22 protein-coding genes and 2 pseudogenes are annotated in these 22,941 nt (G+C 43.3%); 10 read left to right on the top strand and 14 right to left on the bottom strand.

The window, feature by feature from the left end:
* Positions 1-80: 80 nt before the first annotated feature.
* The 8 genes and pseudogenes from PUQ00_RS26200 to PUQ00_RS26165 form a co-directional block, all read right to left on the bottom strand.
* A complete protein-coding gene (locus PUQ00_RS26200) occupies positions 81-308 on the bottom strand; it encodes a hypothetical protein (RefSeq protein ID WP_300422184.1) in 228 nt (75 codons plus the stop codon).
* A 555-nt stretch (positions 309-863) separates the two neighbouring features.
* Positions 864-1,748 carry an oxidoreductase gene (locus PUQ00_RS26195; RefSeq protein ID WP_300422183.1) on the bottom strand — a complete coding sequence of 295 codons (885 nt, stop codon included), beginning with the start codon at positions 1,746-1,748 and terminating at the stop codon, positions 864-866.
* Between the two features lie 292 nt (positions 1,749-2,040).
* On the bottom strand, positions 2,041-2,391 hold the full coding sequence (locus PUQ00_RS26190; RefSeq protein WP_300422182.1) for a cupin domain-containing protein: 351 nt from the start codon (positions 2,389-2,391) through the stop codon (positions 2,041-2,043).
* A gap of 17 nt (positions 2,392-2,408) precedes the next feature.
* A pseudogene (locus tag PUQ00_RS26185) lies at positions 2,409-2,531 on the bottom strand (glutathione-dependent formaldehyde dehydrogenase); the annotation flags it as partial.
* 117 nt (positions 2,532-2,648) lie between these two features.
* Positions 2,649-3,047: a hypothetical protein gene (locus tag PUQ00_RS26180; RefSeq protein ID WP_300422180.1), complete on the bottom strand. Its 399-nt coding sequence runs from the start codon at positions 3,045-3,047 to the stop codon at positions 2,649-2,651.
* Positions 3,048-3,109: 62 nt separating this feature from the next.
* Positions 3,110-3,481 (bottom strand): annotated as a pseudogene (locus tag PUQ00_RS32935) (hypothetical protein); the annotation flags it as partial.
* Between the two features lie 30 nt (positions 3,482-3,511).
* Complete coding sequence (locus PUQ00_RS26170) at positions 3,512-4,210, bottom strand: SRPBCC family protein (protein ID WP_300422178.1); 699 nt, start codon at positions 4,208-4,210, stop codon at positions 3,512-3,514.
* A 94-nt stretch (positions 4,211-4,304) separates the two neighbouring features.
* Entirely contained in the window at positions 4,305-5,396 is a 1,092-nt protein-coding gene (locus tag PUQ00_RS26165) for a DJ-1/PfpI/YhbO family deglycase/protease (protein ID WP_300422176.1), read from the bottom strand.
* A gap of 347 nt (positions 5,397-5,743) precedes the next feature.
* Here PUQ00_RS26165 and PUQ00_RS26160 point away from each other — a divergent pair, with 347 nt between their 5' ends.
* The 3 genes from PUQ00_RS26160 to PUQ00_RS26150 all read left to right on the top strand — a co-directional run bounded on the left by PUQ00_RS26160 (position 5,744) and on the right by PUQ00_RS26150 (position 7,764).
* Positions 5,744-6,142 (top strand): DUF6335 family protein, encoded by a 399-nt coding sequence (locus PUQ00_RS26160; protein ID WP_300422174.1) that lies wholly within the window; start codon positions 5,744-5,746, stop codon positions 6,140-6,142.
* Between the two features lie 515 nt (positions 6,143-6,657).
* Positions 6,658-7,149: an orange carotenoid protein N-terminal domain-containing protein gene (locus tag PUQ00_RS26155; protein ID WP_300422172.1), complete on the top strand. Its 492-nt coding sequence runs from the start codon at positions 6,658-6,660 to the stop codon at positions 7,147-7,149.
* A gap of 165 nt (positions 7,150-7,314) precedes the next feature.
* A complete protein-coding gene (locus tag PUQ00_RS26150; protein WP_300422170.1) occupies positions 7,315-7,764 on the top strand; it encodes an orange carotenoid protein N-terminal domain-containing protein in 450 nt (149 codons plus the stop codon).
* Positions 7,765-7,928: 164 nt separating this feature from the next.
* Here PUQ00_RS26150 and PUQ00_RS26145 read toward each other — a convergent pair whose 3' ends face one another.
* Both PUQ00_RS26145 and PUQ00_RS26140 read right to left on the bottom strand, forming a co-directional pair.
* Entirely contained in the window at positions 7,929-8,090 is a 162-nt protein-coding gene (locus PUQ00_RS26145) for an integrin alpha (RefSeq protein ID WP_300422168.1), read from the bottom strand.
* A gap of 254 nt (positions 8,091-8,344) precedes the next feature.
* The gene (locus tag PUQ00_RS26140) at positions 8,345-8,761 is read right to left on the bottom strand and encodes a hypothetical protein (protein WP_300422166.1); all 417 of its coding nucleotides are present in this window, start codon (positions 8,759-8,761) and stop codon (positions 8,345-8,347) included.
* Positions 8,762-8,828: 67 nt separating this feature from the next.
* On the opposite strand from PUQ00_RS26140, the gene PUQ00_RS26135 reads away from it, so the two are divergent.
* Positions 8,829-9,047: a hypothetical protein gene (locus PUQ00_RS26135; RefSeq protein ID WP_300422165.1), complete on the top strand. Its 219-nt coding sequence runs from the start codon at positions 8,829-8,831 to the stop codon at positions 9,045-9,047.
* 118 nt (positions 9,048-9,165) lie between these two features.
* On the opposite strand, the gene shc is transcribed toward PUQ00_RS26135, so the two are convergent.
* Positions 9,166-11,082 carry a squalene--hopene cyclase gene (shc, locus tag PUQ00_RS26130; RefSeq protein ID WP_300422164.1) on the bottom strand — a complete coding sequence of 639 codons (1,917 nt, stop codon included), beginning with the start codon at positions 11,080-11,082 and terminating at the stop codon, positions 9,166-9,168.
* 733 nt (positions 11,083-11,815) lie between these two features.
* Between shc and PUQ00_RS26125 the strand changes: the two genes are divergently transcribed.
* A complete protein-coding gene (locus tag PUQ00_RS26125; protein WP_300422163.1) occupies positions 11,816-13,030 on the top strand; it encodes a glycosyltransferase in 1,215 nt (404 codons plus the stop codon).
* 697 nt (positions 13,031-13,727) lie between these two features.
* Here the strand turns inward: PUQ00_RS26125 and PUQ00_RS26120 are convergent.
* Positions 13,728-14,726, bottom strand: a complete 999-nt coding sequence (locus PUQ00_RS26120) for a DNA polymerase III subunit delta' (protein ID WP_300422186.1) — start codon at positions 14,724-14,726, stop codon at positions 13,728-13,730.
* 577 nt (positions 14,727-15,303) lie between these two features.
* On the opposite strand from PUQ00_RS26120, the gene PUQ00_RS26115 reads away from it, so the two are divergent.
* The 4 genes from PUQ00_RS26115 (at position 15,304) to PUQ00_RS26100 (ending at position 19,355) form a co-directional block, all read left to right on the top strand.
* A complete protein-coding gene (locus tag PUQ00_RS26115) occupies positions 15,304-15,909 on the top strand; it encodes a DUF411 domain-containing protein (RefSeq protein WP_300422162.1) in 606 nt (201 codons plus the stop codon).
* 490 nt (positions 15,910-16,399) lie between these two features.
* Positions 16,400-17,494 carry a dimethylsulfone monooxygenase SfnG gene (gene sfnG, locus PUQ00_RS26110; RefSeq protein WP_300422160.1) on the top strand — a complete coding sequence of 365 codons (1,095 nt, stop codon included), beginning with the start codon at positions 16,400-16,402 and terminating at the stop codon, positions 17,492-17,494.
* A gap of 233 nt (positions 17,495-17,727) precedes the next feature.
* On the top strand, positions 17,728-18,933 hold the full coding sequence (locus tag PUQ00_RS26105; RefSeq protein WP_300422158.1) for an SfnB family sulfur acquisition oxidoreductase: 1,206 nt from the start codon (positions 17,728-17,730) through the stop codon (positions 18,931-18,933).
* Positions 18,934-19,094: 161 nt separating this feature from the next.
* Positions 19,095-19,355 (top strand): MoaD/ThiS family protein, encoded by a 261-nt coding sequence (locus PUQ00_RS26100; RefSeq protein ID WP_300422156.1) that lies wholly within the window; start codon positions 19,095-19,097, stop codon positions 19,353-19,355.
* Positions 19,356-19,769: 414 nt separating this feature from the next.
* Here PUQ00_RS26100 and PUQ00_RS26095 read toward each other — a convergent pair whose 3' ends face one another.
* Positions 19,770-20,618, bottom strand: a complete 849-nt coding sequence (locus PUQ00_RS26095; protein WP_300422155.1) for a lysophospholipid acyltransferase family protein — start codon at positions 20,616-20,618, stop codon at positions 19,770-19,772.
* Positions 20,619-20,880: 262 nt separating this feature from the next.
* The gene (locus tag PUQ00_RS26090; protein WP_300422154.1) at positions 20,881-22,077 is read right to left on the bottom strand and encodes an MFS transporter; all 1,197 of its coding nucleotides are present in this window, start codon (positions 22,075-22,077) and stop codon (positions 20,881-20,883) included.
* Between the two features lie 163 nt (positions 22,078-22,240).
* Here PUQ00_RS26090 and PUQ00_RS26085 point away from each other — a divergent pair, with 163 nt between their 5' ends.
* Complete coding sequence (locus PUQ00_RS26085) at positions 22,241-22,891, top strand: hypothetical protein (protein WP_300422153.1); 651 nt, start codon at positions 22,241-22,243, stop codon at positions 22,889-22,891.
* The last annotated feature ends 50 nt before the right edge of the window (positions 22,892-22,941 follow it).

Raw genomic sequence — 22,941 nt, 5'->3', positions numbered from 1 at the left:
TCAAACCCTCATTTCCTCGTACAGCCAGATGGCGATCGCTCCTCCCGTGCAAATCCTTGTAACTCTCTTCTGGTAAGCTTTCATGATTCGCGGATGAGTCTATTTAACTGCTGATCAATATCGTCTAACTTAGCCTCTTCATATTGAATCTGCTTTTCTAGTTGAAACTTTACCGCCGTGCCTACCTCAATAGCCCAATCCGCTCGTAAGCACTTTAATTTTTCACTTCGCAGTTCCCACTCAGCATGAAGCCTCTTCCACCGTTGCTGCAAGCGCTGCTGCTGTTCAGTACTTAAGCTTTTAGCCATTTTGGATGTTAGATTTTAGTTTTTGTATTAATCAGACATGACATTTCACACTAGTAGAAATACTGTCTTAAATAATTATATAAAATTACTTCTCAATAAGCGACGAGAGAATAGGACTTTGGCATAGCGCTTAAAGGAGTGATCGCATCCTATCAAATTACCAAGTGACTGCTAGCTAGCTGATAGATGTTCATCTGGCAAAAATCCCCCTAATTCTCCTTGTAAAGGAGAATTGAGGGAATCAAATATTATTAACAATACCTTGTCCTAAAGGACACGCTACGCGAACACCAATTTACGAGACTGAGTTGGTGTATTAACTCTTTTTTCTTCAAGGCTTGGCAAAAACAATAAGTCCTAAAAATTCCTTCAAGGTTTTCCGCAAGGTTTTTTTAGGGTATTACCTGTAGTATAAAGAGTTTGATACTCCAAGCTAGTACTTTTGTACGCGACTTTGCCGTTTATAGTCAGCCCTTTGGCTGACGATGGATGCACCTGCCCCAGTGTCCAGGCGTAGTTTCAGGACTCGATCTCAGTTCATTTCTGCTGCCACCACTAACGCCCAGGGTTTGCGGCGATCAAGTCCAGATCGGCAATTGTTTCTGGAGTCAGCTGCACAGTTGCGGCTTTAAGATTTTCGCGCAGATGCTCGACGGATGACGTACCTGGGATGAGCAAGATATTGGGGGAGCGCTGAAGCAGCCATGCAAGCGCAACTTGCATAGGTGTAGCTTTCAACGAGGCTGCGGCTGCTTCAAGTGCTGAGGATTGCAACGGCGTGAACCCGCCAAGTGGAAAGAATGGCGTGAACGCGATATTGAGCCGTGCAAGTTCGTCGATCAACGGATCATCGTCGCGGTGCGCTAAGTTGTATTGATTCTGGACGCAAACAATCTCAGTGATCGACTGAGCCTCTGCGAATTGCTGGGGTGTGATGTTGCTAAGACCAATATGGCGGATAAGACCCTGACGCTTCAGGTCAGCAAGTACCGTAAGCGGTTTTTCGATCAAAACTTCAGGTGATTCCTGTTGGTCTGGGAGGCGGAGATTCACGACATCGAGCGCTTCCAGACCAAGATTTTGAAGATTATCGTGAACTGCATCGACGAGTTCCTTGGGCGAGAGGGCTACTTGCCACGATTTATCCTCGCCCCGGCGAGCTCCTACTTTAGTGACGATCACCAATCCCTCCGGGTAGGGGTGCAATGCTCGCCGAATAATCTGATTAGTAACGTGCGGGCCGTAGAAATCGCTGGTGTCGATGTGATTGATCCCGAGCGCAACAGCTTCGCGCAGAACGGCAATGGCGGCGTCAACATCGCGTGGCGGCCCCCAAACACCAGGCCCCGCGAGTTGCATAGCGCCATAACCCATACGCTTCAGAGACTTTGAAGTGCCTGGGAGTGTGAAACTCCCGCCGAGGTTCGTTTGATTAATCATCTTGTCTTTCCTTCAGTGTTTTTGAATGTGGCGTACATTGATAATTAGCTTTATCAGTTTCATCTTTTGTTAGTGCCATTCGACTATGGGTATTTTATTATGAGTTTGTACTTTACTAGGCTAGATAGCGAGTCAAAGTAAGTGCGACCGCCTGACATTTTGTGCAATTCTTTCTCAGCCACAAAGCACAATAAAAAGGGCAACAACATTCTTGTTCCCCTAACTCTATATTCCATGTAATTAAAAGCGGCTATAAGTTTTTAGCGATCGTTAAATTTTAGATAACTGCAAATCAGTTTTCGTCTCGCCCGTGAACTTCAGCGGGTGGACTGGTTGCCTCAACAGCAGTGAATGCTTCTAAAATTTTATAGGTGTGGCTGGCTCCTTTTGGTACTACCCAAGAACTCCCCGACTCTAGTAAAATCGTTTGCCCTTCAATATGCAATTCTGCACGACCACTGATTACATAACCAACAGTTTCATATTCTCGCGCTGTTGGCTCTTTAGGTTCGTTCGGTTGCTCATTCTCCCACAGGCGCATGGAAATACTTTTGCCAGATGCCAAATATTTTTGACCAAGTTGACCTTTAGGGGAATGGTTAGAGTCTACTTTGATAACGGTTGTATCAGATGTATCAGACATATTTTTTGCCTCTCTTGCTTTTTTATTAACCAAACGTTGGGGTTAGAGTTGTCGCACTGTAACCAGAAATCTCGATTGCACAAAAAGCAATTACCGCAGGAGATAGTGAAGAGAACAAGCACGCGATCGTTAATATCAAGATAAATATTGAATTTATTCTGATATTGAGACGCGATAATTATCGCGTCTCAGTAACTGCTCAAAACTTATTCGACAATGTATGAGTCAAAAATTTAGACTCAAAACTTGCTATCAGTCTACCTTCTACCTCTCAGTTGCTTGTTAGAAGAATTTTGGTAAAAACCTTCTTTTTCTCCAGTCAATGGCTCAACTGTTTTTTCGACTTTATTTTCTGTAGACTTAAGAAACTCTTTTGTAGCTCTAGGAGTTTTTTCATCCAAGTTTAGCTTTTCGCGGATATTATCAACAGCGCCTTTTATAGGATTTTCGGTATTTTCTATTTGGGTATCGTTTCTAATTTCACCTTGCTCATTGGGTGTTATTTTATAATAAGTACCCTCTGGAGTCTTTACATCGGCTTGAGCAATATTAACATCGCTAAAAGCCTGACCTAATAAAAATATAAATCCTACCAGAAAAACTACAAGAATTTGGGAAATGCGAATATTTCGCAGCGATGAAATTACTCGATTCATAAAAAACCTCAATTGCATTATGTTAGGTGGACAATTCAAAAGACTGAATGACTATTCACCATTCAGGCTTCAAGAACAACTTTGATGCAGTTGTCCTTTTTTTGTTGAAAAATCTGGTAGCCGTGGGGTGCTAACTCTAAAGGTAATTGATGGGTTACAACTAAGGATAGATCAAGTTTTCTATCCAAAATCACCTGCAATCAAAAATATATTTGTTGTCCATGCATTTGTCCCATCCTAAAGGTTAGTCCCTTGTTGAAAGCTGCACCAAATCGGCATTGATGCAAGCATCGTGGTCACGACCACCATTTATCTGTTTCAACGCTTCGCCAGCATTAACTTCTTGGTAGTTAATCGCATCTGTTTTGGCAAACTTTTTCGCCATTTTCAGGCGTTCAGGAAAGCGAGCGCTCTATAGCGATCGCTTTTTCGGCGTTATTAGTCATTGGGCATTGGGCAAATAACTACTTGCGTCCACTTGATTGACCTTCGGTAGTAGCAATTTCGCCTACTTCCATTAGCATCTTGAAGCGGCCCAATTCATCACCAATTTGCTGTTCTGGTTCTTCACCGAAAAGTTTAGCTACGGTAGCTGCCAACGCTCCACCTGGTGGGTTATACTCCAAAACAACCTTGACTTCCGTGCCGCGATCGCCTGGTGCTTTTTTGAAGCGAACAAAACCAGAATTATCAACGTCTGCACCTTCCACAGAAGCCCAAGAAATAAACTCATTTTCCCGGTCTTCAAGAATATCTGCATCCCATTCCACGCTATTATCCAAGGGTGCATTGGCTATCCAATGAGAACGTTTTTCGTTGTACACCTTGACAGATTTGAGATGCTTCATAAATGTGGGCAGATTCTCAAAGTTGTGCCAAAAGCGATACAATTCTTCTGCCGATTTATTAATTGTTACCGTCTTTTCAACTTTGATCGGTTGGTTTATCCCGATTGCTTCTTGTGCTTGCTGGATTGTGCTTTGTTTAGTTGCACCTTGATAAATCAAACCACCACCAGCCAAAGCCGTCAGTGCTCCCCGCAAAGAACCTTGCTTTAAACCCATCAGGACCATTGCACCGCCACCAATCAGAGATGCCCAACGCTCTACTTCACTAGCTTCACCTTGGCTTGTACTTAGTTTATCGCCTGATGTTGAAGTCACTTTTTTATATCTCCATCAATTCTCTGATCTCTCAGCCCTTTGGTAGAGGCGCATAGATAGCTGTCTCCCCTACTAGCAGGGAGTTTCGTTACATTCATACAGCAGCCCCTGTAGTCGGCTTAGGAGGCTGAATCTGAGCTACTATCCGCGCCCGATATACTTCTACCAATTGCTGTTCGGATTTCAATAAATCATGGTAAATTTGTTTGAAAATAGCAGTTGCTACTGGGTCAGTCAACATTGCAGACAAATTACCAATATCGCCAATACCTGTTTGCACATCCCCCAAAGCGGAACGTAACTGATAGATATCATCACTTCCTGTTAAAGCAGTTTTTACCTTGGCATACTGATTAGCAATATTTGCCCCTAAAGAAGGTTTTTCGCCGAGTAGATGAAGATAGCTTTCCAGTTTTTCAATGTGGCGCTGTTTATTACTAATGATTTCTTGAAAGACTGATTTTACTTCGCTATCTGATTCCTTTTCCAAGTACTTCTGAAATGCTTCTAGCGAATAACGTTCACCAGCAAGGGCACTATTTAAACCTTTAGCAATATCACTTTTTGTTGAGCCACCCCAAGCATCAGCCAGCTTCCACCATTCTGCACCTGTGTCTTTCTCATTTGGTAATGCAGCATCTTTGCCACCATAACCCAAACGGCTTAAAATAGCTGTGGTAAAAATTGGCAAATCTCCGGGTTCACGAGATGTAATTAAATTCCCGTCAACTACCACCGGCTCATCGAGATAATTTGCACCAGCGTTAATTATATCCTTGGCAATAGCGCTAAAGCCAGTAACTTGTTTACCCTTGAGCAAGTCGCCTTCAATCAAAACTTGTGGGCCGTGGCAAACCGCAGCTACCAATTTTCCTTGTTGTATAGCCTCTTGTACAAAGCGTACTGTATTAGGGTTCCGCCGCATTTTATCGGGAGCCATCCCACCAGGAATCACTACCGCATCGAATTCAGATGCGATCGCTTCTGTCGTAGTACCATCAGCTTGAATGCTAAGTTTGCCCTGTTTACCCTTATAATTTTCATTTACTCGCGAACCGAGGACTACTACCTCGATTCCTGCTTGTTTTAGTCCATTATAAGGAACTGTAAATTCTGCATCCTCTACTGCCTGTTCAATGAGAATGGCAACTTTTTTCTTACTGGAATGATTGCTATAGTCAGTCATAGATGGGATTACCTGTTTTTTTCTACTAGTTTTTAACTAGCTACAATATTCGTGGATTAGGACATTTAAACAGCGAGTAATTTTATTTTGGGTCAATGATAAAAAATAGTTATGAGTGAGAAGTTGGCTACTGAATAATTTCGCTTGAATAACCACTAACTCATAACTAAAAACTTCAACTACAAGTTGCTTGACCATGATTTCATATTTAAATCCTATGGCGCGATCGCTAATTTAGCTTCGTTCCAAGGGGATAGATTACTTTATTTCTAAAGCTATACCTCTCTAGTTAGACAACTTGGTGACAAGAAAACGTTATTGTGAGAATGCAGAAAAAAACTAGTATCATGGCAGAAAAAAATCATCATGACGAAATTCAAACCAATGATTTGCCACAGGAAATTACCGAATCCTACGGTACTGGTGTGAAAGACGTGTCGGGAAACAATATTGGCGGGCGCTCAACAGCAGCACAAAGAGACGAGTACACAGAAACTAGCCCGGAATTCACTGGTGGGGATGTTAATACTTATTGGCAAGATGCAGATGCAGTTGGGGATGAAGCTGTTGGTGGTAGTACTTCCATTCCCGACCACAATGTAACTGAAGAGCTAGAAGCAGCTGTAGGGCTAGAAATGGATGACTCTGAGTTTCTGCATACTAACGATATTTTAGAGGAACGTGACGGCGATCGCTGGGAGTTAGATCCAAAGTCTTCTGAAGATTATCAAGACCGGCGAGAATGAGCTCAATAAGAGTAGAAGCAGTATTCCTACTCGATAATTCACAAATTGGATGTCGCCGTTAATAATGTCGCTGAATTAGGCAGTGCTTTTTTAACAAGATATTTGGAAAGTCCTGGTGATAGAGTAAGTGTTTGGACAACCGTAGACCTGTTCAAGGGCGGCTAAAAGGGATCGAAGGACTATTTGATATCTTTCAAACATTCTCTAAGCACGGTAACAATAAAACTAACATCTATCTACCGAAATATCTCCTGAAAATCTCTTAATCTTGTAGCCAACTTCCAATTACTAACTCCTTCACCTTGCCCTTACCGAGGATTATTTTGGCTTTTGATGCTGAGTTTTTATTTAACTGTAATACTTCTAATGCAGGACTATATTCCGCCCGATTTATGTTCTGTTCCTAATTGTTCTTCTTTAGGATTCTAAGACATCTGTCTTCAGTAGGGTAAAACTTCAAATGTAAATTTGATAACCTTGCTAAGAATACTAATTAATTGCAATTGGAGTTAATAATGACATCTACGCAAACGAACGATCCAATTATTCGTGAACATGTTCAAGCTTGGCAAAGTTTAAATGTGGATCAACAGCTTGCTTTGTTTTGGTTTATCTATAAAGAAATAGGGCGTTCAATTACTCCAGCTGCCCCCGGTGCCAGTACTGCTTCCTCCGAAATAGCTGAAGGTTTATTTAATCAAGTTAAGGAATTATCTCACGAACAACAATTACAAGTTCAGCGTGATTTAATTAATAAAGTGGATACCCAACTTTCTCGTGAATATGGCTCTTTGGGTGATACCACCAAACTACTGTTTTGGTATCTCTTGTCTCAAGGTATGGAAAATGGCAGTATCATTCCTATACCTGATGATTATCAACTTCCTTCAGAATCTAAAGCCTTGTTTGGCAGAATTCAAGGATTAGCCTTTGAGCAACAGATTACTCTTTTCCGTGATTATGTTTCACCAATGGGTGCCGAAGCAAAAGCAGGTGCTGAAATTTAGCATTTTTGAACTTTTTAGGCTATTTAAGGGTATCTATTAACTCATTTATACCCTTGTCTTAAAGCTTGCTATCTCCGCCAGTCGCTTAATATCAAGCTCAATTTTGATGACTGGCGTCTTTATAAATTTTTAGTTAATTAAGTAGTTAATTACTTCGAGGTGTTTATGACTTCTACGAATATCAATTTTATAGAACAAGGTGTAACAAAATTTCAGAGTTTGGATATAGATGATCGCCTGACGGTTCTAGCGTTACTGTATACTGAAATTACCGATGCAATTCCGGCGCTCTGCCTCAATAATGTGCCAAATGAAAACAGTGCGAATTTAGTTGCACAAATTCAAAACCTGCCCCAATCAGAACAGCTTTCTGCTTTGCGTCAGTTGCTAAATCAAGATGAAGTAGGAGAAAGTCCAATTTCTACTCAAGAGTATGCTTCAATAAGCATTGAGGATAAATTGGCTTTTTGGTATCAATTAGCCCAAAACTTGGGAGCTTCAATTATTGGTGTACCAAATGAGCATATACCTTCGGAAAAAGCCGCAGAAGTATTAGATTTACTTCATACAACGAACATTGACGATTTAGTGACTTTCTTCAAACGGGTGCTGTAATACTTTAGATATTTGGTGAAATTAAATATGCGTTATCTAGAACCCTTGTAGAGACGCGAAATTTCGCGTCTCTACGTTCTTTTTCGGAGATGTCTTTTTGAGTTAAGAATGGTAGGTGGGGCTATGCCTCACCTTTATTTTTAAGCATATTAGTATGTGCCCGATTAATCAACAATGTTAAAAGTACCGCTACTACCGACATTCGTCCCCCCAAATAACACATAGGTTTGCCCAGCTTGAAAGACCCCATTGGCGGAGGCACGATCTGCGCCAATAATCAGATCATCAATCCCATCACCGTTAATGTCCCCCCTTGCTGACTCCAAAGCCTGATTCGTTATATACTACAATGCCATTAAGAGACTTCCAGAAAATAAACTATTCCATTCAATTTTTCATTACTGAACTAATCGGTTCAGTTTAGCTGTTTGAGGAATTCGCCAACGGTATCCGTATCTCGGCTCAATACCTATTTGGGTGTCCATACGACCTAATTAGGGCAGCCGACGCCGTGACCTGCAAGCGAGTGGCGCGGCTGCCCAGTAGCTGAAAATATTATTTTTGACAACCCAATTGAATTTTATCGGTTTAGATAGAAAACTCCTCTAGCAAAAGGGTCTGTATCAGTGAACCAACTACCACCGACTCCTGTAGTATTTGTAATACCGTTCCAGGTTTGAGTGTAGTTACCTGGACCAATATACCGTCGTAGGGTGAAACTTGTACCTGAGAAATGCCCAGTAGCAATATCTGTTCCAAAGTACCCTGAATTTGGAAAAGTCATTGTAGCAGTAAAACAAGTTCCCTCAGTACATGTGTAAGTACCATTAATATTTAGTACTGTACTTACTACGTTACCTTGAATGTTATTGTGATATCCGGTATAAGTACCAACACCAATAGATTGTGAAAGTGCTACACTTGGCGATAGCAGCGTTATGCTGCCCATCATTAAACTTGTTGTCAAAGCCGCTCTCGTTCTAAGATTTGTTTTCATCAGCTTTTCCTCGTTTATTTTCTTTCCAATTAAGTGAGTCTTTTACAGTGAAGTTACAGACTTTTTTTTGGCTACAATTTTAGTTCTAGCAATTACAAAAGTAGTTAAAAAACTTTACTTAACATTAATGGGACTTCCAAAGAATAAATTATTCCAAGAAAAACAAGAGACAGGTTTTCTCAAGAATGATAATCATTTGAAGGGGGGAACCGGAATCAAAGTCCCCCCTTGGGGAGCCACTGCGTTGGGCGGTGAGCCACTCTTGTTGCACGTGTCGTGGATTTAGGAGGATCGAGAACGTTTTGATACCTACAATAGGACTTTTCAAATATCCTCTAAGCTAAATCCCCGTCACAAAACGTAATTGCGAATTGCGAATTGCGAATTGCGAATTGCGAATTGGTTTAACCTTCTTTAATCACTGCTTGATAGCGACCTAGAGCGATTAAGGGAAAGTATTGTTGATACATATGATACTTGAGATAAAAATGGCAGGGAAAACCAGTACCTGTAAAGTCAGCCTCAAACCAAGTACCATCTGGCTGTTGAGTTGCCACTAAGTAGTTAATTCCCTGCTCAATCACATCAAGAGATAATTTACCAGTAGCTTCACCTGCTGCGATCAATCCAATTAAAGCCCAAGCAGTTTGAGATGCAGTACTATTTCCTTTTCCTTTGAGACTGGGATCATCATAGCTGCGGCAAGTCTCACCCCAACCCCCATCTGAGTTTTGACATCCAATTAACCAAGCTGCTCCTCGTTCTATACTGAGTTTATACCGTTCAGGGTCAATCAAGGCCAAGGCTGAGAGGACACCACTGGTGCCGTAGATATAATTTACACCCCAACGACCAAACCAACAGCCTTCACTTTCTTGTTCACGCAGAAGATAAGTAAGCGATCGCTCTAAATTATCACTATCAATTGACAACTCACAAGCACCCAGCATTTCTAGTACCCTAGCTGTAACATCGGCGGTGTTTGGATCAATCATCGCTTTCAAGTCGCCATAGGGGATGGAGTTGAGCCAATCCTGATCGTTATCTAAATCAAAAGCACCCCACCCGCCTAGTTTACATTGCATAGATGCAATCCAATTTAAGGCCCGAGCGATCGCAGCCTGCTTGATTTTTTCATTGGGGAGTTTTGCAACATCTAGTGCCATCACCACTACAGCCGAGTCATCTACATCTGGATAAAAGCGATTGTCAAACTCAAACGCCCAAGCCCCTGGTTTTCCTTGGCGATTTTTGACCGCCCAATCTCCGTAATCTAAAATTTGTTTTTGCAATAACCATTCTCCAGCTTGCACCACAGCCGGATGATCTGGTGCAAAACCAGATTCTACTAAGGCACGCATCGCCCAAGCTGTATCCCAGACGGGTGAAACACAAGGTTGCACTCGGTAGCTATGCTCTGTTTCAATGGCAAAGTTATCAATTGCTTGCAAACCTCGTTTCACAATGGGGTCGCTTGGGTCATAATCCAGACACCGCAAAGCCAGCATTGAATTCAACATTGCCGGAATAATGCCGCCCCAGTCGCCTGTAGCTTCTTGGCGCTCTAAAATCCACTTTTCGGCGGCTTTGATGCCTTCTTCACGAAAAGGTACTAAATTCAGGCGTTCTGCCAACTTAAACCCCTGATCAAGAGTCAGAAATAAATCTGTCCAATCACCACTTTGGGGTAATTCCCACCGGACTTGATCAACACCTTCAAGGTATAGCTCATCTAGGTTGATAGCTGAGTCGGTGAGAAAAACAGGTTTGCGATCGCACACAATCAGTAATGGTACTGTGCTGGAACGTGCCCAGCTAGACATCTCGTAGATATTGACGGGGAAAGCTTTTGGCAACAGCATCACGCAAGCTGGTAGTGAGGGAATACCACGCCAGTTGTAACAGCCAATCAAGGCTAAGTGCAACTTGGTAAAAATCCGAGTTTTGCTGATACCACCCCGTTGGAGAATAAAAGCTTGCGCCCGAATCATCGCCGGTTCATCTGCTGGTACACCTAGCAGTCTTAGCGCCATGTAGGCTTCAACCGAGGTGCTAAGTTCTCCGCCATCACCATAGAAAAGTTCCCAGCCGCCATGCTGCCGTTGCTCTTGACGCAGATATGCTTCAACTTTGTGCAAAGGTCTTGTTTGGTCTGTTCCCCAAATTTTATGCAGGAGGACGACTTCAGCAGTGATAGTGACATTAGATTCTAACTCTGCCCACCAGTAACCTGCCGGATTTTGAATCGAAAGCAAATATTCTTGACTGGCTGCGATCGCGGTTGCGACTTGATTGACTTTTACCCTATCTTGTGTTTGCATCAAATACTATTTAACCTCAACACCCAACACTAGTTTTGAATACGGCAATCCGATAAAAAAAGTTTCCTATATCAGTAGACATAGTATTCTGTCTGAGTTACTGAAAATTTGCAATAGATTTAGCCTGCTTCGCTGAAAATTCCAACACCGCACTAACTCACCAGCTCACAGAAGCTCTCCTCGAAGTTCTTTCAAAGAGCGACCATTTTCGATATCTCATAGGACTTACGCAAGACTCAAACTCCTATTCCTCTGTGTTCTCTGCGTCCTCTGTGGTTTGTTTTTCCGTTACCTGTGCGTAAGTCCTTTCTCACTAAAACTTTCAGAAAAAGCTAATCATCGTCTTGTAGTGTTTTTTGTAACGGCTGAGGTGAGCGATCGCAGTCAGTAAATCTAAATATCAGCGAAAGAATCACAGTTAATTCCCAATCTTTTATGACAGGACTTACGCACTCAAAACCTGAAACCTAGATCCCCCCTAACCCACGCCAGTCGCCTCAAGTCGTGAAACCCGCCCACAGCGCTGGCTCCCCTTAAAAAGGGGGGAACTTTAAAAGCCACCTTTTTAAGGGGGTTGGGGGATCTCTTGTGCGTAAGTCCTAACGAGAAAGAACATCTTGCGGGAGAGAAACTGACCCAATACTTATGGCGGGGTTTTTGATTTCAGAGATATGCGATCGCCAATACCGGGGTACAGTGATTTTGGATTTTGCAGAGGGAGATAGCGGCGGTCATGGATGTAATTGTATTAGGATTGATGCTCTTATCCTTGACAATTTGGTTAGGATTACTGTGTTTTTGGGGACAATTTTGGCGGACAGACCAGCAATTAGAGATTGGAGAAACTCCGCTAAAATCGTTACCTGTGGTTTGTGCGGTGGTTCCTGCGCGTAACGAAGCTGAATTGTTACCAACTAGTTTGCGATCGCTCCTACTTCAAGACTATCCTGGTTCTTTCAACGTGTTTTTGGTAGACGATCGCAGCACAGATGGTACAGCAAATTTTGCCGAAGGGGTTGCATACGCCGTAGGTAAACCTCAGCAATTGCATATTATCTCAGGCGTTTCACTGCCTCCTGGTTGGTCGGGTAAACTTTGGGCAGTTGAACAAGGTATAAATAGTGCGAGTAAATTTGCACCCGACTATTTTTTGCTGACCGACGCAGATATTGAGCATGATCCTGGTAATCTCCGCCGACTCGTTGCTAAAGCTGTGCATGAAGATTTAGACCTGGTTTCAGTAATGGTGCGACTTAGGTGTGAAAGCTTTTGGGAAAAACTTTTGATTCCAGCTTTCGTCTTTTTCTTCCAAAAACTCTATCCCTTCCGTTGGGTGAATAATCCAAACAATCCTACAGCCGCCGCAGCCGGAGGATCTATTCTGATCGCCCGTGAAGCTTTAGAGCGAATCGGGGGTATTCAAGTCATTCGCCAAGCTTTAATTGACGATTGCGCCTTGGCTTCTGCTGTTAAGAGGAGTGGGGCAGTAGTGGCGGCTAAGGGGACAAGCCCAATGCCCAATCAAGGGCGTATCTGGCTAGGATTGAGTACCTTGACTCGCAGTTTGCGTCCCTATGATTCCCTGGCGACGATTTGGGATATGGTTGCCCGTAGTGCCTATACCCAACTGAATTATTCTCCATTACTATTATTGGGAACTTTGGTGGGAATGCCTCTGATTTATCTAGTTCCACCTATGAATCTAATTTTGGGAGTATTTTGGGGCAATTGGGCGATCGCACTTACAGGTTTATTAGGATGGCTGTTAATGGCTTTCGCTTACTACCCGACGATCCGCTTTTATAAATGTTCTCCCTGGTTAGCGTTGAGCTTACCTGCGATCGCTTTTCTCTATACTCTGATGACTCTAGACTCAGCACTACGTCATTGGCAAGGGCGCGGCGGCGCTTGGAAAGGAAGAGTTTACCCTAATCCAGATAATTTATAGTTGGGATAAGATTAGATTGAAAAATTTGAATCAAGAAGCAAAAGACCTTATTCAAAATAAGATGGCTTTACGTGTTAAGAATAAAAGCAAACCTATTAGATTCACCTCCTAAATCAATACAGTTCAGTTAAGCATTTCTTCATTCTCTTCCTTGTCTTCCTTGTCTTCCTTCTCTTCTTTGCGACGGCAGTCGCTACAACTCTTGGAACCCCCCTTCGGGTTCACCAGTCGCCTACGGCGGGAAACCCGCCTACAGCGCTGGATTCACCGCAACGCGCTGCCTCTTTTTTGCGCCCTTTGCGGTTCGTTAAAAAAAAAGACTTTTACAAAGAGTTTTAGCCTTAACCCAAGCGTATTGCCTCCTAAATCATCTTTACTAGCTGAAACTTCAATGACTGATGATTAGCCCCAAATGTATTAACCGCTTGAATCTTTGGCACATCTAGGATACCAGTTTTAACACAGTGATACTACAATCCTTGATGGCTGGAGAGTGTCAACCCCAACTCTTGGAGACGCTACGCGAACGGGGAATTAAAAATTAATAATCCCCATAAATCAATTTAGGGGCTTGTAATAATGACTTAGTATTTCGAGACGCAGAGCGCGAGAAATACATTTTTTCTGTTCTCCATAAATAAATTTAGCGCAAAGTCTGAGCGGAGGTTTCCTCCGTTGGCACAGCCCGCCGCAGGCATCAGAACTTTGTAAGAGAGGGGCTTGTACCCTTTTCGTTTTCGGTCAAAGATAAAAGCAGACATTCCCAAACTAGCCGTGGTTGAGCGTAAGCAAGTAAGTATTTACGACTTTGTTCTAGCTGGTTGATGATACTGGATTGATGCCACTGCTGCCAGTAGAATTGCTGAAGATAATCAACTAACCACAGTTGCGCTTCTGTATCTAAATCCTGATCAATTTTTTTGGCTAACTCCAAGGCTTTGCGGTACGAAGCAGGGGCTTTTTTCAAATCTTCGAGTAACTCAGAGGGAATAGCTTGTAATTGCTCGTAAGATGCGATCGCACTTCCCGCACTGCCAGCTGCTATAGTCAATACTGCCTGATTTAGTAAAATTTCCTGATGACCAGTTTGTGTGAGTACAACAGCCAAAGACTGTGCATCTAAACGATAAAAAGGAATGCGTTGACAGCGTGACACTAAAGTTGGCAACACAGACTCAGGTGTAGGTGCAATTAAAATTAACGTCGCCTGTCCCGGTTCTTCCAAGGTTTTAAGTAAAGCATTCGCTGCGGCTTCTGCCATTGTTTGGGCTTCTTCCAGCACTACCACATTCCTCGGTGCTTCCAGGGGTGGCCGACTTAGAAACTCGGTAATTTCCCGAATTTGCTCTAGCCGAATTACAGGTGGTGCCTTACGCTTAAGTCCTTTCTCGGTGGCTTCGGCTGCTGTTAATCGTTGTCCTTGGTATTGGTAGGTTGGTTGCACCCACAACAAAGCTGGGTGGTTCCCTTGACGCAAACGGTTTTGTAAAGACGCAGTGCTTCCCATTTCACTAGAAAATAGCAATTCCACAAAACACCTAGCTGCTAAACTCCTTCCTACACCATCTGGCCCCACAAATAGATAGGCTGGAGCAACCCGGTTTTGTCTGACAGCCTGAGTGAGTAATTCTATGGCTTGCTGTTGTCCTACTACTGGTGCAAATGGGTTAATAGTTGATGACCTTTGCCAAAACAAGAATATAAAAACAGAGGGCTGATGTAATAAAGTTGTTGTCTTCCAGAACGACAACTTAGAAGCTACAAAATGCCAATATTTGACATACTAGCACTGTTGCAATCACTTCTACCGTGTAAAGACCGTAGCTTTTTTAAATGCAGAGGGATGCAATAACTAAATATTTTTACCTAATTATCAACAATAAATATCTGAAAGCCTTATTTTGTCTACATCCTAGCTAATTTAGAATGATTGTATCTACGTCCTACAGTCTAGTCACACAAAGGCTTTAATCGAATGGCACTAAGATAAGATATAGCGCTTGCCCTCACTGGTTAAGAGCCTAGAGGCTCTTAACCCATTCTGGGAGGGCTGCCCCCTCCAGTAGCTTGACCAGAGGTAGAGCCTCTTGAATACATTCCCAGCCTGGATGCTCTTAACGAGGCGACACAAGCTTTTGGGCTTTTATTAGTGCCATTGGGCTTTAATCATTTTCGGAGATGTCTAGTGTTTTTAAACGCAGAGGGACGCAAAGTTTTTTTGAAGAGAATTTGTTACAACAAAGTTATGCAATGTTGTAGTTAGGAAGTCTCAGATGTCGCACAAACAATTTATTTATTGCTGGCAAAAATGGTTACTTCCCATCTTTGTACGTGCAGTGGTAATGATTTGTCTCACAGCAGGAGTGTTGAGCATCTTGGGAAGCACTGCTCCGATGAGTAATGCTGAACCTGTTTTTCATAGTTATGTTGCAGCTAATGCTCAACTTGCAAGTACTGTTAGGCGTATCCAGGATCAACGGACATCATTAAAATCAACAGCGCTAAATGCCATTGTATATCACAGTCCCGATTGTAATTGTTGTGGCGGGTGGATTGACCACTTAAAGGCACAGGGTTTTAAAATCACAGACTTTTCTACACCTGATATCGCAAGAGTCAAACAAAAGTACAACGTGCCGGATAACTTGTCATCTTGTCACACAGCAATTGTTAATGGATATGTCATCGAAGGACACGTTCCAGCAGAGGACATTAAACGTCTGCTTCAAGAAAAGCCAAATGTTGTTGGTTTATCTGTTCCCCAAATGCCTGTAGGCACTCCTGGGATGGAGATTGGGAATCGAAAAGACTCGTTTTCTGTGCTTTCCTTTGATCGCAATGACTCAGTTACGGTATTCAATAAGTATTCGTCCTCTTGATCTAAACTTTTCCTAAAAACCGAAACTCATACTCTTTTTTTGGCTAAGGTATTTAATCTGCCTTCTTCTGCGGCGATATTTTCACGAACGATCGCAAATGCACTCATGGCTACTTTAATCTGGGGTTGGTAGCGATACTAGCCCATCTTTGTGCATTCAATACTCAGCAAAATTGGGCTGTATTCCAAAATGGAATTTAAGTAGATCGAGTCACGACATCGGAAAAATTATCGTGATTAAGTGTAATAGAGTCAAAACTACGGTAGCACCGTCGGGTTATGGTATATTACCACCATCAGATCCTAAAATTGTCTACTTGTAAACTCAGAGTAATTTCCAGTCGCTCTCAAGCTTTCGATTTTGACTAAGATTTTGCCCGATCAAGTTTTAGCTGATTTGTTAGTGATCAAAAATTAGGCTTTGGTGGATTACAAGCAAACAAGCAAACTTAGACAAATAACCCAGCAGTTTCAATTACAAACGCACAATTATGGTAGATATTAAGTTCGCATACTGGATTCCCAACGTCAGTGGCGGGTTAGTAGTAAGTAAAATCCCCCAACGGACAGATTGGACTTACGAATACAATGCTCAACTGGCTCAAACAGCTGAAGAAGTCGGATTTGAATATGCTCTAGCACAAGCCAGATTTATCGCCAGCTATGGTGCTGAGTACCAGCTAGAGGCACTTACAACCGTATCAGCCCTAGCTCCAGTCACGAAGAAATTGAAGTTAATTGCAGCAGTTCACCCTGGATTGTGGCATCCGGGAGTGGTTGCTAAAATCGGTTCTAGCATAGATTTTCTGTCAAACGGTCGGTTTGCCCTCAATGTGGTTAGCGGCTGGTTCAAAGATGAATTCACCATCTATGGTGAACCCTGGTTAGACCATGACGAACGCTATCGTCGTTCCGAAGAATTTATCCGTGTTCTTAAAGGTTTGTGGACAGAAGAAGAGTTTCACTTTCGGGGCGACTTTTATCGGATCAATGGAGGTTGGGTGAAGCCTAAACCGATTACCCAACCGCATCCCGAAATCTTCCAAGGCGGTAACTCGAAAGCAGCCCGACGCATGGCTGGCCGCGTCTCTGATTGGTATTTTATGAATGGCAACAGCATAGAAGGGGTGCGGGAGCAGATTGAAGAAGTGTCTGCATTAGCGAGTTTTGAAGGACGCAAAATTAAGTTTGGTCTGAATTCCTTTATCATCGTGCGAGATACGGAAGCAGAAGCCCATGAAGTATTGCGCGATATTATTGCCCAAGCGGATGTCGAGGCGGTAAAAGGATTTGGCGAAGCAGTGAAACAGGCAGGAGCTTCTACTAGTGAACGTGAGGGAATGTGGGCGAATTCCAATTTTGAAGACTTGGTGCAGTATAACGATGGCTTCCGTTCCGGCTTGATTGGTACGGCTGACCAAGTTGCTGACAAGATTCGCCAGTTTTATGAAGTGGGAGTTGATCTAATTCTCGGTGGCTTTTTACACTACTCAGATGATTTGCCTGCATTTGGGCGGACAGTAATTCCGATTGTGCGCGAACTAGAAGCTAATCGTCGCCAGGCTGATGAGTTAGTTGTGGTGTAGTAGATTCTTGAGAGTTAACAACTTCTGCAAGTAGTTGTGTAATTTATCCGGGCTTTATTTGAGAAGTCGTTCAATGGTTAAGCCCATTCCGACAAAAAGTTGATCATTCAAAGAATCTTACTCAGATTCAATCTGTGTATTGGCATATTGCAATCAGCTCCACAAATTACGACTAGCCAATGTATTTAGATCATTATCTGGTGAAATACTTATCACAATCAAGGAGTTATATTATGACATCAGTAATTAATACTGAACAGAAAGCGCATATCATTCAAGATGACCAAGAAGCGATCGCGATCGCTCATGAATTGGCAGCTGAGTTTCTCAAGGGAGATTCAGATCGCGACCAAAATCGGCGTTTGCCTGCTGAAGAAGTGCAAAAGTTCTCTCAGAGCGGATTGTGGGGGATTACAGTCCCGAAACAGTATGGTGGGGCTTTTGTATCTAATGTCACCTTAGCAGAAGTCATAAAAATCATTTCCGAAGCTGACTCTAGCCTCGGACAAATTCCCCAAAACCACCTCTATATGGTGGAAGCAGTTCGCTTGGATGGTACAGATGAGCAAAAAAAGTTCTTCTTTGATTTGGCTTTACAAGGCAAGCGCTTCGGTAACGCCTTCTCGGAAATTGGCACTAAGTCTGTTACTGATGTCCAGACTAAGTTAGAACCAGATGGCTCTGACTACGTACTTAACGGACGTAAATATTACTCCGCCGGGGCATTACTAGCTGATTGGGTTCCCGTGATTGCTAGTCAAGATGGTAAGACAGTGGTGGCATTTGTCGAAAGAGATGCCGCAGGATTGACGCTACTTGATGACTGGACGAGCTTCGGACAGCGTACCACTGCTAGCGGCACTACGATTATTGAAAATGTGAAAGTGAAGGCAGAACACGTCATTCCGCATTACTTAGCCTTTGAGAGGGCAACACCAATGGGTGCGATCGCGCAAATCATCCAAGCTGCCGTAGACGTGGGGATTGCCAAAGCCGCAGTCCGTGACACTATCTACTTTGTCCGCAACCATACCCGCCCTTGGGTTGACAGCAATTTAGAAAAGGGATACGAAGACCCTCTGACGCTCTATAACTTAGGCAATGTCCAAATTCAGGTTCACGCTGCTGAAGGATTGTTGCGACGTGCGGGTGAGTTTATCGACATCGCCAACGAATCAGGTTTAGAAGAACCCAAGGTAGTTGAAGCATCGATCGCAGTTGCGGAAGCCAAAGCATTGGCAACGGAAGCAGCACTACTAGCTACCAATAAGTTGTTTGAACTAGCAGGCACTAAGTCCACATTGGAGCAATTCAACTACGATCGCCACTGGCGAAATGCCCGCGCTCACACACTCCACGATCCCGTGCGCTGGAAATACTACGCTGTTGGTAACTACTTCCTGAATGGTGTTTATCCCCCACGTCATCCTTGGCTGTAATTGTCGCATTCTCTATTAGGGTCAATCAATTTTAGATTTTGGATGGATGGTGGAACGCAGAGGTTGTCAATCAACTTCTGAATCATGAGCATAGTTAAGTCCAATAATTCAGGGTGCTTGTCAAGTATTAAACTACTTGCTGTACTGCCAAAGCATGTTGTATGTCTAAATCTGGAATCACCGTTACCATTAAACTGTTTGCTGCTTATCAAGAAGCCTTTAAGGTTTCGGAACTGGTGCTAGAATTTCCTAATAGTATGCCAGTCAAAGCAGTATGCGATCGCCTCATATCTGAACACCCCGAACTCTCCCAATGGCGTGACATCACCCGTTTTGGGATTAATTTAATCTTTGTCGAACCAGATACCCTACTAGAAGATGGGGATGAAGTCGTGCTGATTCCACCAGTTAGTGGCGGTTAGCAAAGCAAAACAATTATGAGTTATACCATTTCTTCGTGAGGCTACGCTAAACCCTTTTAACTTCTTTCTTTCTTTCTTTCTTTGTGACGGTAGTCGCTACAACTCTTGGAACCCCCCTTCGGGTTCACCAGTCGCCTACGGCGGGAAACCCGCCTACAGCGCTGGATTCACCGCAACGCGCTGCCTCTCCTTTGCGTCCTTCTCCCAAGGGGAGACGCTAACGCGAATGCGGTTCGTTTTTCTTTCTTGTACTTAAATATGGTTTAGCGCATCTTCATACAGAATTGGTATTAGGAGCGATGCCCTGAGCCTGCCCTACCCTTCCCTACGGGACGCCAGGGGCGAACGGAAAGCAAGCTACGCGCAGCCTCTCGTAGAGAAGGGTTATGAGTGATGAGTTAAAGATTAATAGCTTTAGGACTTAGCAGTTAGCTTTACTAGCTGATCTAATTCTTGCTGCATCTGACTAACAACTAATTCATAACATTCATTGACATAATGGCGATCGCTAGCTGCTTCAGGGCCGTAGCGTTCAAATACAATTGGCGGACAAACTCGTGTGTACATGGGCACAGGTAATGGAATGTTGGGCAACGGGCCAATTGCTAATCCCCAAGGCAGTCCAAGATAGATCGGAAAAACTTCTGGATCAATCCCAAACAGCCAAGGCATTCCCCACTCGTGGAGTTGCTGCACAATTTTGTAGCAGTCAGCGATCACAATCAGGGTATCGTGAGCACCCCAGGAAATCACAGGCACAATCGGCACATTTTTCCGCAATGCTAACTTGATAAATCCTCGCCGCCCCGCAAAGTGGATTTTGTTACGTAAATAATGCGGTCGGAAGATATCTTCGGCTCCCCCTGGATAAACTAGCACACTAGCTCCAGATTGCAAGGCAGTGTAAGCCATTTTCGGATGAGCGATGATTGCTCCAGCCTTGACGACCAGTTGCGCTAGTGGTGGGCTAACCTGCCAAGCATTGGGATGCATCAAACCATAAATGGGTTGCTCTACACCAAATCGTCGGAACCAGTCGTACATCATCATTGTCATATCGGGAGCCGCAAGTCCCCCGTTATGCGAACCGACAAATAGGACTTGTTTTTGAGGTGGAATATTATCCCAGCCACTAGTTTGAACTCGAAAATAGTAGTGATAGAAAAAGCCCAACAGAGGCATCAGAGATTCTATGAACTTTGGATCTCGCTCATCCAAAGACCAACCGGGTTTTTTGTTTAAGAGATGTTGCTTTTTTGACATCGATGCATTTTAACAAGATTGGCAAAGGTCAAACAATCTTTCTTATACCATTTTGGATTGTAAAACTGTCGCAATCATTTTTTAAATTGGTATTAGTACAATTTTGCGTAAAAACGTAGCTTTTTTCATGCAGGGGAACACATTAAGATTCCAAGGGAATGCATTGGCATTGCAAGCCAATGCATTCACAATGCATTGACTTGCATTCACAATGCAGGGTATTGCCAAATTTAATTCGCTACAAATTAATGAAATGCTGTACTTAGCTTTCATTGCTGTTTTGCTTCTGCTTGACTAGCCAAACAGAAAGCACAGCGATCGCGACACCAGCCACAATAAAACAATAAATGTAGCCGAAGTTATCCACAATCCTACCAAATACTGCTGCGCCGATTCCCTGGCCGACAAACAGGTTGAAGGCGAACAGCGAAACAGCAGTACCTCGTGCTTCCGGGGAAAGCTCAGTGGCTTGGGTCTGGAGGGTGCTGTGCATCATATAAAAGCCTAATCCGATTAAAATACTCAAGGGGATAAAAAACATCCAGTTCTGGAACAATGCGATCCCTAAGAAGCTGATAGACATCAAGCCTCCTCCCACGCCTATTAAACCAATTTCACCCAGTCGCCTGACAAACCATTTAACTGAGCGACTGTAAATCAGTCCACCCAATCCAAAACTACTGAGCATAAACCCGATCGCTAGATAACTTAGACTATAGCGATCGCGCAGAAATGCGCCGACGTAAGCAAATGCCCCAAACACACAAAAGCCTTCCACAAACACCGCCACAATCACAGTCCGGGCGATCGGTTGCTTCAATAGTTGGTAATAAGGTCGAAATGTGATCCCACCGACGCGACTTTGGGGACGTTGACTCTCGCCCAGGTGGCGCGTTCCCCGCCATAAAAGTCCCGCAATGGCAAGGGAGATGATCCCAAAGAGGAGAAAGATATCACGCCAGCCGATATATTCTCCAAAGATGCCGCCTAAACTACCACCGAGGATTTGACCTAACACTAGCGCACTTAAATACTTGCCGATCGCAGCTTGGCGTTCTTCATAAGGAAAATTATCACCAATATAAGCTAGGGTGACGGGGATAACTCCAGCAGCAGCCATCCCGGTGAGAAACCGCAGCAAGGTAAGTATGACGATATTTGACACAAAGGCACAAACAGCACTACCCACAGCAAATGCTGCCAGTGCTACTGTAATTACCTTAATTTTGCCGATGCGATCGCCTAGTGGGCCATAGACTAACTGAAATAGCCCGTAGGGAATTGTGTATGCCGAGATAATCACCGCAGCACTGCCAACACCGACTTTAAACTCGTCAGCAATGATGTGCAGCAGGGGATCAATCACCCGTGCATCAGCAACTACCATGAAGGCAGCAGCGCCCAACAGTCCTAATGAGACAGGTGTTTTGCCTGCTATATCCTTTGCTAACCTGCCCATTGCTATATTTATCCCGTAGTTTGAGTTTTCGCACTTCTAGAATAGACTTTTTGCAGAAGGGGAAGGGCTGGGGAAGTAAGAGAGTTACTCAAGAGTAATTCTTCTTTCCCTGATTTGCGTTCTTCGCTAATTTATATTTAGGAAAAAAAGCGTGTGACTCATCATGCAAATAGAGCAGCCTTTTAGAATTAATGCCGCCCAACCAGACAAGCTAAAACAATTCCTTCCCCAACCTTTAATTATCTCCAGCCCAGTCGCCAGTTGGAATGGTTTTTATTTTGCTTATCATCGCCAGTCGAACTATCAACTCCCTGAGACATCGCCTTTTCAGCACATTATTACCATTTATAGTAGAGAGTTTGAGGCAAAATTAAAAATTAACGGACACTGGCAAAGTAAATCTTATGCAGCAACTGATGTGGGTATTTTTCCTGCTCACCAAATTTCTCCGGCAGTAGAATTTGAACAAGAATTAGGGTTTATTCACGTCGGTCTTGAACCAGCGATGATTACTCGTGTTGCCTACGAGTCAGTAAATGCTGATGCCGTTGAAATTGTCCAACAACTGCAAACCCACGATCCACTGATTCAACAAATTGGACTGACACTCAAGCAAGAAATAGAAACTAGGGGATTTGATAGTTCTCTGTATATAGAGTCAGCAGTAAATCTGCTAGCGGTGCATTTATTGAAACGTTACTCAACGCAAAAATTCATTATTCGAGAATATACAGGTGGATTACAGAAACATCAATTAAAAGAAGCGATCGCCTATATCAATAGACTTATCCTTAATATAAATAGCATGAGATAATAAAAAGGTGGAGTAGAAATTATTTGGAAAGAATATGACAAGTCGTTTGG

The organism is Nostoc sp. S13, from assembly GCF_029379315.1.
In the GTDB taxonomy this organism is placed as follows: domain Bacteria; phylum Cyanobacteriota; class Cyanobacteriia; order Cyanobacteriales; family Nostocaceae; genus Nostoc.
This window is presented reverse-complemented; position numbering and strand designations above follow the sequence as displayed.

What these genes read in the sequence shown, in the direction of transcription:
- PUQ00_RS26105 (WP_300422158.1), top strand. Translation starts at nt 17,728, where the DNA reads ATGACATCAGTAATTAATACTGAACAGAAAGCGCATATCATTCAAGAT.
- PUQ00_RS26140 (WP_300422166.1), bottom strand. Translation starts at nt 8,761, where the DNA reads ATGAAAACAAATCTTAGAACGAGAGCGGCTTTGACAACAAGTTTAATG.
- PUQ00_RS26085 (WP_300422153.1), top strand. Translation starts at nt 22,241, where the DNA reads ATGCAAATAGAGCAGCCTTTTAGAATTAATGCCGCCCAACCAGACAAG.
- PUQ00_RS26160 (WP_300422174.1), top strand. Translation starts at nt 5,744, where the DNA reads ATGGCAGAAAAAAATCATCATGACGAAATTCAAACCAATGATTTGCCA.
- PUQ00_RS26195 (WP_300422183.1), bottom strand. Translation starts at nt 1,748, where the DNA reads ATGATTAATCAAACGAACCTCGGCGGGAGTTTCACACTCCCAGGCACT.
- shc (WP_300422164.1), bottom strand. Translation starts at nt 11,082, where the DNA reads ATGCAAACACAAGATAGGGTAAAAGTCAATCAAGTCGCAACCGCGATC.
- PUQ00_RS26155 (WP_300422172.1), top strand. Translation starts at nt 6,658, where the DNA reads ATGACATCTACGCAAACGAACGATCCAATTATTCGTGAACATGTTCAA.
- PUQ00_RS26090 (WP_300422154.1), bottom strand. Translation starts at nt 22,077, where the DNA reads ATGGGCAGGTTAGCAAAGGATATAGCAGGCAAAACACCTGTCTCATTA.
- PUQ00_RS26165 (WP_300422176.1), bottom strand. Translation starts at nt 5,396, where the DNA reads ATGACTGACTATAGCAATCATTCCAGTAAGAAAAAAGTTGCCATTCTC.
- PUQ00_RS26095 (WP_300422155.1), bottom strand. Translation starts at nt 20,618, where the DNA reads ATGTCAAAAAAGCAACATCTCTTAAACAAAAAACCCGGTTGGTCTTTG.
- PUQ00_RS26115 (WP_300422162.1), top strand. Translation starts at nt 15,304, where the DNA reads ATGTCGCACAAACAATTTATTTATTGCTGGCAAAAATGGTTACTTCCC.
- PUQ00_RS26200 (WP_300422184.1), bottom strand. Translation starts at nt 308, where the DNA reads ATGGCTAAAAGCTTAAGTACTGAACAGCAGCAGCGCTTGCAGCAACGG.
- PUQ00_RS26100 (WP_300422156.1), top strand. Translation starts at nt 19,095, where the DNA reads ATGTCTAAATCTGGAATCACCGTTACCATTAAACTGTTTGCTGCTTAT.
- sfnG (WP_300422160.1), top strand. Translation starts at nt 16,400, where the DNA reads ATGGTAGATATTAAGTTCGCATACTGGATTCCCAACGTCAGTGGCGGG.
- PUQ00_RS26125 (WP_300422163.1), top strand. Translation starts at nt 11,816, where the DNA reads ATGGATGTAATTGTATTAGGATTGATGCTCTTATCCTTGACAATTTGG.
- PUQ00_RS26180 (WP_300422180.1), bottom strand. Translation starts at nt 3,047, where the DNA reads ATGAATCGAGTAATTTCATCGCTGCGAAATATTCGCATTTCCCAAATT.
- PUQ00_RS26190 (WP_300422182.1), bottom strand. Translation starts at nt 2,391, where the DNA reads ATGTCTGATACATCTGATACAACCGTTATCAAAGTAGACTCTAACCAT.
- PUQ00_RS26150 (WP_300422170.1), top strand. Translation starts at nt 7,315, where the DNA reads ATGACTTCTACGAATATCAATTTTATAGAACAAGGTGTAACAAAATTT.